Origin of the sequence: Nonomuraea maritima (genome assembly GCF_900100395.1) — a bacterium.
In the GTDB taxonomy this organism is placed as follows: domain Bacteria; phylum Actinomycetota; class Actinomycetes; order Streptosporangiales; family Streptosporangiaceae; genus Nonomuraea; species Nonomuraea maritima.
Genome location: NZ_FNFB01000002.1, coordinates 659085 through 674266, shown reverse-complemented (window position 1 = coordinate 674266; position 15182 = coordinate 659085). Strand labels below are relative to the sequence as shown.

The 15182-nt window shown below is 71.1% G+C and carries 11 protein-coding genes; 5 read left to right on the top strand and 6 right to left on the bottom strand.

Annotated features, from left to right (window positions below):
- Positions 1 to 6: 6 nt before the first annotated feature.
- Positions 7 to 1635, bottom strand: coding sequence for a sigma-70 family RNA polymerase sigma factor (locus BLR04_RS06750; RefSeq protein WP_090760618.1), 1629 nt, complete (start codon positions 1633 to 1635; stop codon positions 7 to 9).
- Positions 1636 to 1929: 294 nt separating this feature from the next.
- On the opposite strand from BLR04_RS06750, the gene BLR04_RS06745 reads away from it, so the two are divergent.
- From BLR04_RS06745 to BLR04_RS06725, 5 genes are read left to right on the top strand one after another with little or no spacing between them, the layout of a single operon-like run.
- Positions 1930 to 2988 (top strand): ABC transporter ATP-binding protein, encoded by a 1059-nt coding sequence (locus BLR04_RS06745; protein ID WP_090760616.1) that lies wholly within the window; start codon positions 1930 to 1932, stop codon positions 2986 to 2988.
- The gene (locus tag BLR04_RS06740) at positions 2981 to 3658 is read left to right on the top strand and encodes an ABC transporter permease (protein WP_090760614.1); all 678 of its coding nucleotides are present in this window, start codon (positions 2981 to 2983) and stop codon (positions 3656 to 3658) included. Before BLR04_RS06745 ends, BLR04_RS06740 begins: the two co-directional genes overlap by 8 nt.
- Positions 3655 to 4347, top strand: coding sequence for an ABC transporter permease (locus tag BLR04_RS06735; protein ID WP_176902969.1), 693 nt, complete (start codon positions 3655 to 3657; stop codon positions 4345 to 4347). The genes BLR04_RS06740 and BLR04_RS06735 overlap by 4 nt, the downstream gene beginning before the upstream one ends.
- Before the next feature lie 23 nt (positions 4348 to 4370).
- On the top strand, positions 4371 to 5297 hold the full coding sequence (locus BLR04_RS06730; RefSeq protein WP_090760612.1) for an ABC transporter substrate-binding protein: 927 nt from the start codon (positions 4371 to 4373) through the stop codon (positions 5295 to 5297).
- Positions 5298 to 5343: 46 nt separating this feature from the next.
- Positions 5344 to 5829: a flavin reductase family protein gene (locus BLR04_RS06725; RefSeq protein ID WP_245740057.1), complete on the top strand. Its 486-nt coding sequence runs from the start codon at positions 5344 to 5346 to the stop codon at positions 5827 to 5829.
- A 4-nt stretch (positions 5830 to 5833) separates the two neighbouring features.
- Here the strand turns inward: BLR04_RS06725 and sppA are convergent, their stop codons facing one another.
- The 5 genes from sppA to glgB form a co-directional block, all read right to left on the bottom strand.
- Positions 5834 to 7531 carry a signal peptide peptidase SppA gene (sppA, locus tag BLR04_RS06720; RefSeq protein WP_090760609.1) on the bottom strand — a complete coding sequence of 566 codons (1698 nt, stop codon included), beginning with the start codon at positions 7529 to 7531 and terminating at the stop codon, positions 5834 to 5836.
- A 107-nt stretch (positions 7532 to 7638) separates the two neighbouring features.
- Positions 7639 to 8988, bottom strand: coding sequence for a S8 family peptidase (locus tag BLR04_RS06715; RefSeq protein WP_176902968.1), 1350 nt, complete (start codon positions 8986 to 8988; stop codon positions 7639 to 7641).
- Between the two features lie 161 nt (positions 8989 to 9149).
- Complete coding sequence (locus tag BLR04_RS06710; protein ID WP_176902967.1) at positions 9150 to 10553, bottom strand: S8 family peptidase; 1404 nt, start codon at positions 10551 to 10553, stop codon at positions 9150 to 9152.
- Between the two features lie 216 nt (positions 10554 to 10769).
- Entirely contained in the window at positions 10770 to 12788 is a 2019-nt protein-coding gene (locus BLR04_RS06705) for a S8 family peptidase (RefSeq protein ID WP_090760603.1), read from the bottom strand.
- 118 nt (positions 12789 to 12906) lie between these two features.
- The gene (glgB, locus tag BLR04_RS06700; RefSeq protein WP_090760601.1) at positions 12907 to 15066 is read right to left on the bottom strand and encodes a 1,4-alpha-glucan branching protein GlgB; all 2160 of its coding nucleotides are present in this window, start codon (positions 15064 to 15066) and stop codon (positions 12907 to 12909) included.
- Positions 15067 to 15182 lie beyond the last annotated feature (116 nt).

Below are 15182 nucleotides of genomic sequence, written 5' to 3'. Positions count from 1 at the left end.
GGCCGGTCACGGCCCCTGGAAGACCGGCATGGAGAAGAACACGGCCATCGCGATCGCCACGCAGATCAGGAACCCGAGCGTCTCCCAGGCCCAGTCGTAGTGACGTTCCTTCTTGCGGCGGACGCGCTGGCGGCTCTGCGCCGGGCGGCGCTTGGGGGCCGGGCGGGAACGTACCGGGCGGGGTGCGAGGACCGACTCGCGGGCGAGCCCGTCGGGTGTGGCCTCGGCCTGCTTGGCGCGCGGCTGGAACAGCGGCGCGGTGTCCCTGGACACCACCTCGACGGACTCGACGGGCTCGGTGGGCTGGACAGTCTCGGCGGGGCTTTCCGCCTGGACGGCGGTGTTCGCGACAGGGCTCTCCGGCACGGGCGCGGCGCTCGGCGACGGCAGCCGCAGGAACTCGACAGGAGTCGGCTGGGGGTCGAGCGGCGGCGGTGTCTGGCGGCGCCTGTTCGAGGCGAGCCCCTGGTGCACGAGCACGTCACCGGTCATGTACGGGTCGGGCGCGTCCTTCGGCAGGATCACGTCGCCGGTCGCGAACGGCTCGACCCCGGCGGCCGTGGGCGCCGCGAGGAAGAACGTCCGCTCGCCCTGGCCGGGAGCGGGCTTCGGCGCGGCGGGCTTCCGCGCGGCGGGCTTCCGCGGCGCGAAGAACCCGGCGCCCTGAGGCCTCGCGACGTCAGGCCCGGCCCCCGTCGCGGCGGTGCCGGTGCCCCCTGCCTCAGTGGCGCCGGTTCCGGTGGGACGGGTGGGCAGCGGGGGCGGATCGTTGGGGAGGCGGAAGGCGCGAGTGGATCCCAGCGGATCGCGGAGCGGAGCCGGGGACTCCAGGATGTCGCCGCCGAACCCCGCCGACTCCTGATATTTCGGCATCGGAGCCGTCGTCGCCTCGTGCTCGGCCACCTGCGACTCGGCGGGCGGCGTCAGCAGCTCGGCCGGGAAGATCACGGTGCTGGACGCCGGGTCGGACTCGGCGAGCGGCTGTGGCCACACCGGCGGGCTCGGCCAGCGCGGCTTGACGAACAGCGGCGCGGGCTCGGCCGTACGGGAGCCCGCGAAGTGGATGCGCAGCGCGCCTGGCGGCTGCGGCCAGGGCAGGCGGCCCAGCACGTCGGGCAGCGGTGCGACCGCCAGCGCGCCGTAGACGTCCGCCATCGAGCCGGACAGGCGCACCCCCGAGGAGGCCAGCGCCGCGCCGAGCGACTGCCGGAACTGCTGCGCCGCCACCGTCACGAGCTCGTCGGCGGTGTCGGAGGCGACGCCCAGCACCCACGCGAGCTCGTCGGTGCTCAGCCCGCACACCCCGCACAGCACCAGCACCTCGCGCTGGTGGGGGCGCAGCTCCCGCAGGGTGCGCTCGACCAGCGCGGTGGCCGGGTCGTCGAGCGGGTCGACGGCGAACGGGGCGCGGACGACGTCGCGCCGCTGGATCTCACGACGGGCGAAGGCGTAGAGCGCGGCACGGGGAGGCGCGGTCGCCGGAACGCCCGAGAGCACGGCCGCCACGACGTCGGAGGCCGTGCCGAGGTCGCCGAGCTGGTCGGCGCAGTAGGCGAACAGCCTGGCGGCGTGCAGGTCGTAGAGCTCTGCGATCAGTTCTGCGCGCGGGCGCTGATCGGTGATCGGCTGAGTCACGGGGCCGGATCCTCTTGCTGGGTGCGGACGCTGAGGGAGGGGTGCGCGTCAGAAGCCGGTGGAACTGAAGCGTCGGGGGGTCGTGGAGGTCATCATGCCAACACCGAGCGGTCCGGCGCACTACCGGATGCGGATTTCGTGGGAAATCATCCAGGTCAAGTGAAGCGTTTAAGAAGATCCCGTTACGACATGGGCAAGTGGATCGCCGTAGTCTGTGGTCCGAGAGATCAGGCGGCGGGCGTGGCGCGAGGGGGCCGCGGCCCTGCGACCCAGCCCTAAGCGAGAGTTTCGCGCGTGATCACATTTGACGCTGTCACCAAACGCTACCCAGATGGAACCGTCGCCGTGGACGACCTCAGCTTCGAGGCGCCCACCGGCGAGATCACCGTGCTCGTGGGGCCGTCCGGCTGCGGGAAGACGACGTCCCTGCGCATGATCAACCGGATGATCGACGCGTCGGAGGGCCGCATCCTCCTCGACGGCGTGCCGGTGCAGGGCATCGACCCGCCGACGCTGCGGCGTGGCATCGGGTACGTCATCCAGCAGGCCGGTCTCTTCCCGCACCGCAAGATCGTCGACAACGTCGCCACCGTCCCCTATCTGCTCGGCTGGGACCGCAAGAAGGCCAGGACCCGCGCCATGGAGCTGCTGGAGCGCGTGGGGCTCGACCCGGCGCTCGCCGGGCGCTACCCGTTCCAGCTCTCCGGCGGGCAGCAGCAGCGCGTGGGCGTGGCACGGGCGCTGGCCGCCGACCCGCCCGTGCTGCTCATGGACGAGCCGTTCAGCGCGGTCGACCCGATCGTGCGGACGAGCCTGCAGGACGAGCTGCTCCGGCTGCAGAGCGAGCTGAACAAGACCATCGTGTTCGTCACCCACGACATCGACGAGGCGATCAAGCTGGGCGACCGGGTGGCGGTGCTGCGGGTGGGCGGCAGGCTGGCCCAGCTGGCCGAGCCGAAGACGCTGCTCGCCGAGCCGGCCGACGACTTCGTCCGCGAGTTCCTCGGGCACGACAGGGGCATCCGGCGGCTGCAGTTCGTCTCGACCGCGGGCCTGCGGCTGCGGACCGACCTGACGGCGCCCGAGGGGTTCTCGGGCGACTCACCGGAGCCGTGGCTGCTCGTCGTCGACGGCGAGGGCCGCCCGGTCGGCTGGCGGTCGGCGGCGCGGCCCGGCGAGCTGGAGCCGTACGGGACGTTCGTGCCAGGACGCGACTCGATGCGCGCGGCGCTGGACGCGGCGCTGCTGTCGCCGTCGGGCTGCTCCGTGGCCGTCGACGAGCAGGGCAGGGTCGTCGGCGTGGCCACGCGGAACGCCCTCGACCTGGCGCTCGCGGAGGCGGCCGATGGGTGACGGTCCTCCCTCGCTGTGGGAGTGGTTCGGGCGCAACTGGGACACCGGCCGGGCCGACAGCATCCGCAATCTGCTCACCGACCACATCACGATGTCGGTCGTGCCGATCGTGCTCGCGCTCGTCGTGGCGCTGCCGCTGGGGCTCGCCTGCGCCCGCTGGCGCTGGCTCTACCAGCCCACCTCCGGCCTGATGAACGTCGTGTACGCGCTCCCGTCGCTGCCCGTCTTCATGCTGATGATCTCGGTGACCGGGCTGTCGCAGACCACGGTGATCGTCCCGCTGGCCTTCTACGGCGCGGCCGTGCTCATCCCCGCCGTGGTCGACGGGCTCGACGCGGTGCCCGACCACGTACGCCAGTCGGCCGTGGCGATGGGCTTCACCCCGCTGCGCCGGCTGCTGGCGGTCGAGCTGCCGCTCGCGGCGCCGGTGGTGCTGGCCGGGCTCCGGGTGGTCGCGGTCTCCAGCATCAGCCTGGTGAGCGTGGGCGCGCTGATCGGCCAGGGCGGTCTCGGCGGGCTGTTCACCCGGGCCTACCAGAACCCGTTCATGCCGCCGGTGATCGTCGGCATCGCGCTGATCATCGCCCTGGCGCTGATCGCCGACGCCCTGCTGGTGCTGGCGCAGCGGCTGCTCACCCCGTGGGTGCGGGCCAGGAAGGGGACGTCGTGAGCTGGGTGGAGGCGTTCCTGAACTGGCTCGTGCAGTTCTTCGGCGACCCCGCCAACTGGACGGGCCCCGACGGCATCCCCACCCGCCTGCTGGAGCACCTGCAGTTCTCGGCGCTGGCGCTGGTGCTCGCGGCGCTGGTCGCGGTGCCGCTGGGCCTCGCGATCGGGCACACCGGGCGGGGCGAGGTGCTCGTCGTCGTGACGGCGAACCTGGCCAGGGCGCTGCCCACGCTGGGCCTGCTGGTGATGTTCGTGCTGCTGCTGGGCGCGTCGTCGATCTGGCCGGTGATCATCCCGTTGGTGCTGCTCGCGATACCGCCGATCCTGGTGAACACCTACGAGGGCATCAGGGGCGTCGACCCGGACCTGCGTGACGCCGCGTACGGGATGGGGCTGCGCGGCGGGCAGGTGCTCGGGCGGGTGCTGGTGCCGGTCGCGCTGCCGCTGATCCTGCTGGGGTGCAGGCTGTCGGCCATCCAGGTCGTGGCCACGACCACGGTCGCGGCCTACACCGGGCTCGGCGGTCTCGGCCGCTACGTCATCGACGGTTTCGCCACCCAGGATTACGCGAGCGTCGTCGGTGGTTCTGTATTGATCGTGTTGTTCGCGCTGTTCGTTCAGTTCGGGTTCGCCCTCGCCCAGAGGGTGACGGTGTCTCCGGGGGTGAGCCGGCGGCTCAAGGTCCGATAGTTCGGTAAGAAGGGAAAAGGAAGATGAGACGCACGTACGGCATCGCGGGGCTCCTCCTCTCGGCGATGCTCGGCTTGGCCGCCTGCGGCAGCGGCGGTGGCGGAACGCCCGGCAACCCGCTCGACGCGACGTCCGCGGCCCCCACCGGCTCCACCGCCGACGGCGGCAAGGCCGTCATCGGCTCCTTCGACTTCGACGAGAGCGTCCTGCTCTCCTCGATCTACGCCCAGGCGCTGGAGGCGAAGGGCGTACAGGTGGAGGAGAAGCCGCGCATCGGCAGCCGTGAGGTCGTCTACGGCCAGGTCAAGAGCGGCGGCCTGACGATCGTGCCCGAGTACAACGGCAACCTGCTCGCCTACCTCGACCCCAAGAGCACCGCCGCGTCGACCGACGAGGTCGACGCGGAACTGAAGCAGAAGCTGCCGCCTGAGGTGGAGGTGCTCGACTCCGCCCCGGCCGAGGACAAGGACAGCCTCTCCGTCACCAAGGAGACGCAGACCTCGCGCGGGCTCACCACGATGGAGGACCTCGCCAAGGTCTCGAAGGACATGGTCGTCGGCGGTCCGCCCGAGTTCAAGAGCCGGTGGGAGACCCGCTTCAAGGACGTCTACGGGCTCGAGTTCAAGGAGTGGAAGCCGACCGGCCCGACCACGGCCGACGCGCTGAAGGACGGCTCGATCCAGGTCGGCAACGTCTTCACCACCGACCCCAAGATGGTCGCCAACGACCTGGTGGCGCTCCAGGACCCGAAGAACATCTTCCCGGCCCAGAACGTCACGCCGCTGCTGCACAAGTCGTCCGCCACCGAGACCATCAGGACCACCCTGAACGGCGTCTCGGCGAAGCTCACCACCGAGTCGCTCCTCGGCATGATGCAGCAGATCAACGTCAACAAGGACGAACCCGCTACGGTGGCCAAGGAATGGCTGACCTCCAACGGGCTCCTCTGACGCCCGCCGCTCGTCAGAGGGCCTCCCTGCAGGGGAGGTCCTCGCTTTGAGCGAGCTGTTCACCGAGGCGATGGCGCAGCTGGCCGCGGGGGTGGCGGTGGTGACCGCCCGCGACGGCCGCGACGACATCGGCACGACGGTGTCGGCGCTGATGTCCGTCTCGCTGGAGCCGCCGCTGGTGATGGTGAGCCTGGCCAGCGCCGGCTACCTCAACGAGGTGCTGCTGCGGCAGGACCGCTGGGCGGCGTCGCTGCTGTCGTCCGAGCAGGCGGCCGTCGCCAGCCGCTTCGCCACGCCGGGTCGGCCCAGCGCCCGCCTGCTGGTCGCGGGCACCCCGCACCACCGCGGGGAGCACACGGAGGCGCTGGTCGTCGAGGGTGGGGTGGCTGCGATCGAGGCCGAGACCACCAAGGTGATCCCGGCCGGCGATCACACGCTCTACCTCGCCACGATCCTTTCCGTCCCGTACGTCGACGCGTCGCTGCGCCCTCTGGTGCGCGTGCGCGGCCGCTACCGGACCACGGTGTCGTGACGGCTCAGCGGATGACGTACCAGGCGGGCAGGACGAGCGGGCCGGCGGCGGGCAGGCCCAGCTCGGCGGACAGGCGGGCGAACGGGCCCCAGGCGTCCATCCGGATGCGGGCGAGCGCCGCCGACTTGTCCTCGCTCGACTCCGGCCCGCGCAGCCGCTCCAGCGGGTTGACCCGCGGGTAGACGCGCACGGGCGCGTCGTCGGCCAGCCGGGCGCGCTTCCTGGCCAGGTCGAGCGCGTCCTCCAGGCCGCCGAGCTCGTCGACCAGGCCGCCGGCGTGGGCGTCGGCGCCGGTCCACACGCGGCCGCGGGCCAGTTCGTGGGCGCGTTCGCGGGTGAGGTCGCGGCTCTGGGCGACCTTGCCCACGAAGTCGTCGTAGATGCGGTCGAGCCAGGAGTTGACGCGGGTCCACTGCTCGGGGGAGAAGCTCTGGGATGTGGAGAACATCCCGGCATTCGCCCCTTCTGCCACCATTTCCGAACTTATCCCGATCTTCTCGAGCAGTTCGGAGAGGACGGGCTTGCCGCCGTAGACGCCGATCGAGCCGGTCAGCGTGCCCGGCTGGGCGACGATCACGTCGGCGGCCATCGCGATGAAGTAGCCGCCCGAGGCCGCCACGTCGCCCATCGACACGATCACCGGCTTGACCCTGCGCGTCAGCGTGACCTCGCGCCAGACGGTGTCGCTCGCCACGTACGAGCCGCCGGGGCTGTCGACCCGGAACACCACGGCCTTGACGTGCTGGTCACGCCGGGCCGCCCGCAGCGCCGCGCTGATCGTGTCGGAGCCCATCGCCCCGCCGCCGCCCAGCGGGCTGCGACCGCTGCGACCCGTCCTGATCATGCCGGTGGCGTGCACGAGCGCGATCGCGTCGGCCCCCGGCTGGGGCAGCTTGCGCACGGTCGTGGCCTTGGCGTAGCGGGAGACGAACTGCAGGTGCGAGTCGGCGCCCGCGACGCGCCTGACCTCGTCGTAGACCTCGTCGCGGTAGGCCAGCTCGTCGACCAGGCCCGCCTCCAGCGCCTCGGCGGCGGTGAACGGCCCGCGGTCGATCAGCTCGCGCACCTTGTCGCGGTCGAGCCGGCGCCCGTCGGCGATGCCGGCCGCGAGGGTGTCGGCGACCGACTCGACGATGCGGCTCGTCGACTCGCGGTGGGGCTCGGTCATGTGGTCGTGGGTGAAGGTGTTGGCGGCCGTCTTGTACTCGTGCCGCTGCCCGACCTCGTAGCCGACGCCGAGCTTGGTGAGCGCGCCCTTGAGGAAGCGCTGCTCCATGGCGACCCCGGTCAGCCCGACGTCGCCGCTCGGCTGCAGGCAGACGCGCTCGAACGCGGAGGCGAGGTAGTAGGGGACGGTGCCGCCCCCGAACTCGCCGAACGTCTCGGCGAACGCCACGGTCAGCTTGCCGGACGCCCGGAAGCGGACCACGGCCTGGCGCAGCTCCTGGACCATGGCCAGGCCCAGCGGGTTGGCCCCGATCTTGACGATGAGCGCCATGACCCGGGGGTCCTGCCGGGCCCGCTTGAGCCCCGACAGCACGTCGCTCAGGCGGGGCTTGCGCATGGACAGCACCGCGGCGAGCGGGTCCGTCGGTGGGCCCTCGGTCAGGCCCTCGGTGAGATCGAGCTCCAGCACCAGCGGGGCCGTACGCCGCTGGCGAAGCTTGTCGACGGCTTCGAAGATCGCCTTGCCTGCGTCCATACAAGCCACCCTAAGCGACGCACACGGGAACGTGTCGGGTGAGTGAGAACGGACCCATGAGCGAGAAAAGGGGCGTCCCGAGTGGGACGCCCCTTCATGTCTCAGGACTACTTGCGCTTGTGGAGTGCCGCCCAGACGTCGATGCGCGGCGTCGTGACCTCGGCGCCGGCGCTCGCGTACGTGATCGGCTTGCCGGTGCGCACCAGCGCGCTCAGCAGCTTGTCGGCCGGAGCCTTCTTGTCCTTCTGGCGCAGCAGCGCGAAGGCGCCCGCGACGTGCGGGGTCGCCATCGACGTGCCGTTCAGGGTGGCGTAGGCGTTGCCCGTGATGGCCGCGGAGATGCTCGCGCCGGGGGCGAACACGTCGATCAGCGCGCCCCGGTTGGAGAACGGCGCCACCGCGTCCTGCTTGTCCGTGGCGCCGACCGCGACCGTGGTGGACACGCACGCCGGCCACGACACCTGGGAGTCGAAGCCCTCGTTGCCGGAGGCGACCACCGTCGCGGTGCCCTTGGCGAGCAGCTGGTCCACCTCGGCCTTGAAGTCGGCACCGTCGGTCGTGTCACATGCCGTGGCGTACAGGCCGCCGCCCAGGCTCAGGTTGACCGCGGCGATGTTGTACTGGTCGGCCAGCAGGTTCGCGTACGCCATGCCGGTCAGGATCGAGGAGTCGTAGGCGAGGACGCACGAGGGCGCTCCCTGGCAGTACGGCGAGTTGTCGAACCGGCTGAACACCTGCACCGGCACGATCGTGGCCTTGGGAGCCACGCCGGAGGCGGGGAACTCGGGCGTCGCCTGGCCGGCCGCGATGCCGGCCACGTGGGTGCCGTGGTAGCAGAGGCCGTACTGCGGCAGCGGTGCCGCGTCCATACAGGCGGCGCTCTCGGCGTTCGCGGCGCCCTCGCCGATCTGGAACTGGCTGCCGTTCGGGCAGAGCGGCTTCGAGCCGTCGACGGGGTCGGTGGCCGAGAAGCACGCCTGGGCGGCGATGCGGCCGGCGAAGGCGGGGTGGTCGTTGTCGATGCCGGTGTCGAGGATCGCCACGGCCGTGCCCTTGCCGGTGTAGTTCCGCTTGTGCGCCTGGTCGGCGCCGATCAGCGGGATGCTCTCCACGAGGGAGGGCGCGTTGAGCCTGTCCGGGCGGATCGACACGACGCCGCTGTCCTCGGCGATCTGCTCCAGCTCCGCGCGGGTGCCGCGGTAGACGAAGAAGTCGAGCTGCTGCGCGATCTCGGCGGGCGGCTCGGCGGAGACGTTGCGCTTGCCCCGCCTGACCTCCTCGGCGCCGGCCTTGAGGGTCGCGACCTGGGCCGGTTGCTGCACGCGGACGATGGCGCGGTGCTCACCGGTCGCGGTGATGGCCGGGTCGATCTTGGATTCGGGGTCGGCGAGAGCGGGTGTGGCGACGAGCGCTGCCGAGGCGGCGGCTAACGCGGCGGCGCCTGCCAGCAGGGACATCAGCCTCAACTGTTCCTCCGGAGGTTCGGGGGGTTTTTGTCGGCAAAAGTTCATTTATTAAACAACCGATGTCAGAGGGAGGGAAGTGTTCCGTTGCCCCTTTTATTCGAGTCGTCCCGAGAAAGGGCCGGGCGCGGGCCCGGCCCTTTCTTCGCTGCTCGTCAGGCCTGGGATTCGGCCGAGGTGGCGCGTGCCACGTCGACCTGGGCCGCGGTCACCTGCTGCCCGCCCGAGCGGTACGAGATCTTGGCGCCGGTGTCCTGCAGCCGCTGCAGGCTCTGCTCCACCGTGTAGTCAGGGAACGCCTGCCGCATCAGCGCGAACGCCCCCGCCACGTTCGGCGCCGCCATCGAGGTGCCGCTCACGTTCGCGTAGGCGTCGTCGGGCACCGCGGACCGGATGTTCTGACCTGGCGCGAGCAGGTCGAGCAGCGGGCCGCGGTTGGAGAACGAGGCGAGCGCGTCGGAGCCGTCCGTCGCGCCGACGGTGACGGCCGTCGAGATGCACGCCGGTGTGGACACGCCGTTCTCGAAGCCGTTGTTGCCGGCGGCGACCACCGAGGCCACCCTCTGGGCCAGCAACGCGTCGAACTCCTGCTTGAGCGCAGCCGCGCGGGCGTTCTCGTCGCACGCCTCGGTGAACGGGCCGCCGCTGCCGAGGCTCAGGTTCACCGCCGCGATGTTGTGGGCCTTCACCATGCGCATGACGTACTCGAGCGCGAGCTTCTGGTCCGAGGTGTAGCTGCGCAGGCACGGCGCCCGTCCGCCGCAGGTGGCCGGGTCGTCCGCCCGGTTGAAGACCTGGATCGCGAGGATGCGGGCCCCCGGGGCGGCGCCGTCGGGCGGGGCGCCGGTCGTCGTCCTGCCCGCCGCGATCCCCGCCACGTGCGAGCCGTGGAAGCAGAGGTTCGAGCCGTTGGAGATGCACTGCGGGGTCTCGGCGTCGGCCGAGCCGGGGCCCGTCTGGCTCGGCTGGTTGTTCGGGCAGAGCGAGACCGTGCGGTCGCTCGCGTCGGAGCTGGAGAAGCACGCCTCGTCCACGATCCGGCCGGCGAAGTACGGGTGGTCGCGGTCGATGCCGGTGTCGAGGACGGCGATCGTGGTGCCCGTCCCCGTGTAACCGGCCTGGTGCGCCTCTTCGGAGCTGATCAGGCGCGCGCCGCCGTCACGGAAGGGCACGCTCAGCTGGTCCTCGTAGACGGCCTGGACGCGCTTGTCCTTCTTCAGTGTGTTGAGCGTCGGGACGTCCACCTCGGCGACGAAGAAGTTCGGCGACTTGGCGGCCTCCAGCACGCGGCTTCCCTTGGACGCCTGCTCGATGTCCATGGCCACGTCGCGGACGCTCTGGCCGGGTTTGAGCTGGATGATGGAGCGCACACTGCTCTTGGCGTTGATCTCCGACACCAGCGACGGGCTGATGACGGGACCGGTGCTGTCCTTGGGATCGTCGGCGGTGATCGTGCTCAGCGCTTGAACGGTGGCGGCGTACGTGGTCGGGGCCGTGCCCAATGTGGCACCGGTCAGGGCCAGTGTCACGGCACAGGTCAGCAGAGACCGTAGCCTCACTTGTTCCTCCATGGGTCGGTTGCCTGTGTGGAGGGTCGGGCCGCGAAGCATGTCCCGGGTCCTGGCTTCGCGTACAGCGACAGGCATCCCCACCTGTCACAAGCGTGATGTCCGTGACGTATGCGACCAGAGGAAACGTTGGTGCCGTTTTTGCTTCGTGCACGCGCCCACGAAAAGTCCGGATGCCGAAGCATCCGGACTTTTCGTGCTATTTCGTTATTTAGTGGTCTTCAGCACCTTGGTTGTGGCCTTCTTCAGCGTCGCCGCCGACGGTTTCCTGCTCATGCGCACCTTCTCCGCGGCGACCATGGCCGAGGTGCCGTTCACGCCGTGCGCCCAGTTCAGCCAGGCCGTGAGCAGCGCGCTGTCCAGCCGGGCCTTGCCCGTCCGCGTGTTCTTCAGCACCCGGTACGCCGTCCCCAGCGACGACGCCTTCGTCAGCTCGGGGAAGACCTTGCTCGACTTGCTGATCAGCTTCAGGTAGCACCCGAGCGTCGCGTCCGGGATCGTGCCGCTGCTGCGGTGGATCTCCACGGCCCACTTCGCGGACGTCAGCTTCTTCGCCTTGGTGGCGCGCGTGCAGACCGCGGACGCCGACGGCGGCGTCTGCGTGACCGTCACCGTGACGGTCACCCTGGGCAGCGGCACCGGGCTCACGCTCGGCTGCGGCTGCGGCTGCGGGTCCGCCGGCGCGTCCGGCTCAGGCGTGGGACCGCTCACGTACGGGTCGGGCTCCGGCACGTCCGGCACGTCCGGCTCGCTCGGCAGGGCAGGCGACTGCGTGACCGGCGGCTGCACGGGCGCGTCGCCCAGCGCCGCCGCGAGGTCCAGCCGCGGCGTGGTGACCTGCGTGCCGTTCGAGTCGTACACGTACGGCCGGCCGGTGCGCTTCAACGTCTCGACCAGCTCGGCCGTCGGGGTACCCGGATAGGCCTGCCGCATCAGCGCCAGCGCGCCGGTCACGTGCGGGGTCGCCATGGAGGTGCCGCTGTAGACCATGGTCGAGTCGTCGGGCACCGCCGACTCGATGTCCACGCCGGGCGCGAAGAAGTCCAGCAGCGCTCCCCGGTTGGAGAAGTCGGCGACTAGGTCCTGCGCGTCGTTCGCGCCGACCGCCACCGCCGTCGAGACGCACGCGGGAGCCGACGCCCCGTCGGTGTACTCGTTGCCCGCCGCCACCACGGTCGCGATGCCCTTGGCCAGCAGCGCGTCGATCTTCGGCTTGAAGATCTCGCCCTCCTCCGAGGTGTCGCACACGGTGTCGGACGGCATGCCGCCGAGGCTCAGGTTCACCGCCGCGATCGGCTGGGGGAGCTGGAGGTTCGTCACGTAGTCCATGGCCTGGCGCAGCGACGACTCGTACGCCAGCAGGCACGACGGCTCGCCGCAGACGTCCTCGTCGTTGACCCGGCTGAACACCTGCACCGCGACGATGCCCGCGCCAGGGGCGACGCCCCCGGTGCCCGCCGCGATGCCGGCGACGTGCGAGCCGTGGTCGCACAGGTTGACCCCGCCGGACAGGCACCGCTCGGTGGTGGCGTCGGCCGCGTCGCCGTCGGTCTGCTCCGTCAGGCCGTTCGGGCAGAGCGACTCGACGCCGTCCTCCACGGCCGAGAAGCACGCCTGGGCCAGGATGCGGCCCTGGAACCACGGGTGGTCGGGGTCGATGCCGGTGTCGAGCACGGCCACGGCCTGGCCGGCGCCGGTGACGTTGCGCGCGTGCGCCCGGTCGGCGCCGATCAGCGAGAGGCTCGGGCCGAGCGCGACCGGGGTGTAGGTGCGGTCGCGGTGGATGGACGAGACCCGCGGGTCCTCGGCCAGCGCGGCCAGCTCGTCCGCGGTGCCCTCGACCACCATGAACGGCTGGTCCTGCGGCTGGAGCAGCACGTCCACGCTGTCGGCCGCCGCCTGGCGGGCCACGGGGTCGTGCTCCGCGGTGCCGGTGAGCTCGACGACGGCGCGCTCACTGCCGCCGTCGACGCCCAGGCCGTCCTCGACCTTGTCTTCCGGTGTGACGTCTTCCGGAGTGAGGTCCTCCGGTGTGACGTCCTCCGGGGCGACCGGGTCCTGAGCGGGCTCCTCGGGGGGAGCCTGCGGGGGCGTCGGGGCGACGTCCGGCGCCTGCACGGGCGCCTGCACGGGAGTGGGCAAGGGCGTGGGGTCGGCATGGGCCGGGGCCGACAGCGGCAGCAGTGCCAGCGCGATCGAGCACACGATCAGGGGGCGGAATCGCACGCGTCCTCCGAGAGGGGATGATCTCGGAGTTTAGGGTGGTTTGTCGGAAGAGCCCATACGTGCGACCCGCATTCTCACGGAACTCTCAGCCTCCGCGCACCCGACGCCCAGCCCGGCGTCACCGTTCGTGCCTGAGCCACACCGCGCCGAGCGGCGGCACCCGCAGCGTCGTCGAGTGCGGCAGCCCGTGCCACGGATCGTCCCCGGCCTCGACCGCCCCCTGGTTGCCCACGCCGCTGCCCCAGTAGTCGTACGCGTCGGTGTTGACGATCTCCGTCCACCGGCCCCCGTACGGGAGCCCGAGCCGGTAGTGCTCGTGCGGCCCGCCGCTGAAGTTGACCACGCACGCCACCGCAGAGCCGTCGGCCGCGTAGCGGACGAACGAGAACGTGTTGCCCGAGGCGTCGTCGGCGTCGATCCACCGGAACCCCTCCGGCTTGCAGTCCTGCTCCCACAGCGCCGGCGTCTCCCTGTAGATCCGGTTCAGGTCGCGGACCAGGCGCTGCACGCCCTGGTGGCCGTCGAACTCCAGCACCCACCAGTCGAGCCCGCGCTCCTCCGACCACTCCGAGCCCTGGCCGAACTCACCGCCCATGAACAGCAGCTGCTTGCCCGGATGCGCCCACATGAAGGTCAGCAGCGCCCGCAGCTGCGCGAACCGCTGCCACTCGTCGCCCGGCATCTTGCCGAGCAGCGAGCCCTTGCCGTGCACGACCTCGTCGTGCGACAGCGGCAGCACGTAGTTCTCGGAGTAGGCGTACAACAGCGAGAACGTCATCTGGTGGTGGTGGTACTGGCGGAAGATCGGCTCGTGGCGCAGATACTCGAGCGTGTCGTGCATCCAGCCCATGTTCCACTTGAAGCCGAACCCGAGCCCGCCGAGGTGCGCCGGCCGCGTCACGCCCGGCCAGGCCGTCGACTCCTCGGCCACCATCGAGATGCCGGGGGCCTCGCGGTAGCAGACGGCGTTCATCTCCTTGAGGAACTCCACCGCGTCGAGGTTCTCCCGGCCGCCGAAGACGTTGGGCGTCCACTCGCCCTCGCGCCGCGAGTAGTCGAGATAGAGCATCGAGGCGACCGCGTCCACCCGCAGGCCGTCGATGTGGAACTCCTTCAGCCAGAACAGCGCGTTGGCGACCAGGAAGTTGCGCACCTCCCGCCGTCCGAAGTCGAAGACGTACGTGCCCCAGTCGGGGTGCTCGCCCCGCGCCGGGTCGGCGTGCTCGTACAGCGGGGTGCCGTCGAAGCGGGCCAGCGCCCAGTCGTCCATCGGGAAGTGCGCAGGCACCCAGTCGAGCAGGACGCCGATGCCGCGCTGGTGCAGCCGGTCGACGAAGTGGCGGAACTCGTCGGGCGTGCCGAACCGCGCCGTGGGCGCGTAGTACGAGGTCACCTGGTAGCCCCACGAGCCGCCGAACGGGTGCTCGGCCACCGGCAGCAGCTCGACGTGGGTGAAGCCCATGTCGGCTGCGTACTCGGAGAGCTGGTCGGCCAGTTCGACGTACGACAGGCCAGGCCGCCACGAGCCGAGGTGCACCTCGTAGATGCTCATCGGCCCGGTCTGCGGCAGCGCCGAGCGGCGCTCGACCATCCAGGCGTCGTCCTGCCAGCTGTAGTCGGACTTGTCGATCACGGACGCGGTCATCGGCGGCACCTCGGTCCGCCGGGCCATCGGGTCGGCCTTCTCCCGCCACACCCCGTCGGCGCCGAGGATGCGGTACTTGTACCGCTCGCCCGCGCCCAGCCCGGGGACGAACAGCTCCCATACTCCAGAACGTCCGAGCGACCGCATCGGGAAGGCGGCGCCGTCCCAGTGGTTGAAGTCGCCGACCACCCGGACGCCGCGCGCGTTCGGCGCCCACACCGCGAACGCGGTGCCCGGCACGTCCTCGTGCGTCATCACGCGGGCGCCGAGGACCTCCCACAGCCGCTCGTGCCGTCCCTCGCCGATGAGGTGCAGGTCCACCTCCCCGAGCGTCGGCCAGTGCCGGTACGGGTCGCGCGTCTCGAAGGGCGGGGCGCCCGCGTACGTCACCTCCAGCGCGTACGCGGGCACCTTGTCCAGCCCCGGCACGGTCACCTCGAACACCCCGTGGGCCACGTGCTTCATGGCGTGCGCCGTGTCCTTGGCGGTGCCGTCCTCCAGCTTCACGCGCACGCGTTCGGCGAGCGGGCGCAGCGTGCGGAAGACGACCCCGCCGGACACGGGGTGCGCTCCGAGCACGGAGTGCGGATCGTGGTGCGCCCCGCCCGCGAGGCGGTCGAGCTCTGTCCTCATCGGCATGCTCCCAACCCTGCCTTAGGATGACCGTCCATCCCAGGCACTGCCCGCTTTCACGGCGACAATCACCGAAGGTGCAAAATCACGCCCTGATCACAACAGGACGCCCGCTT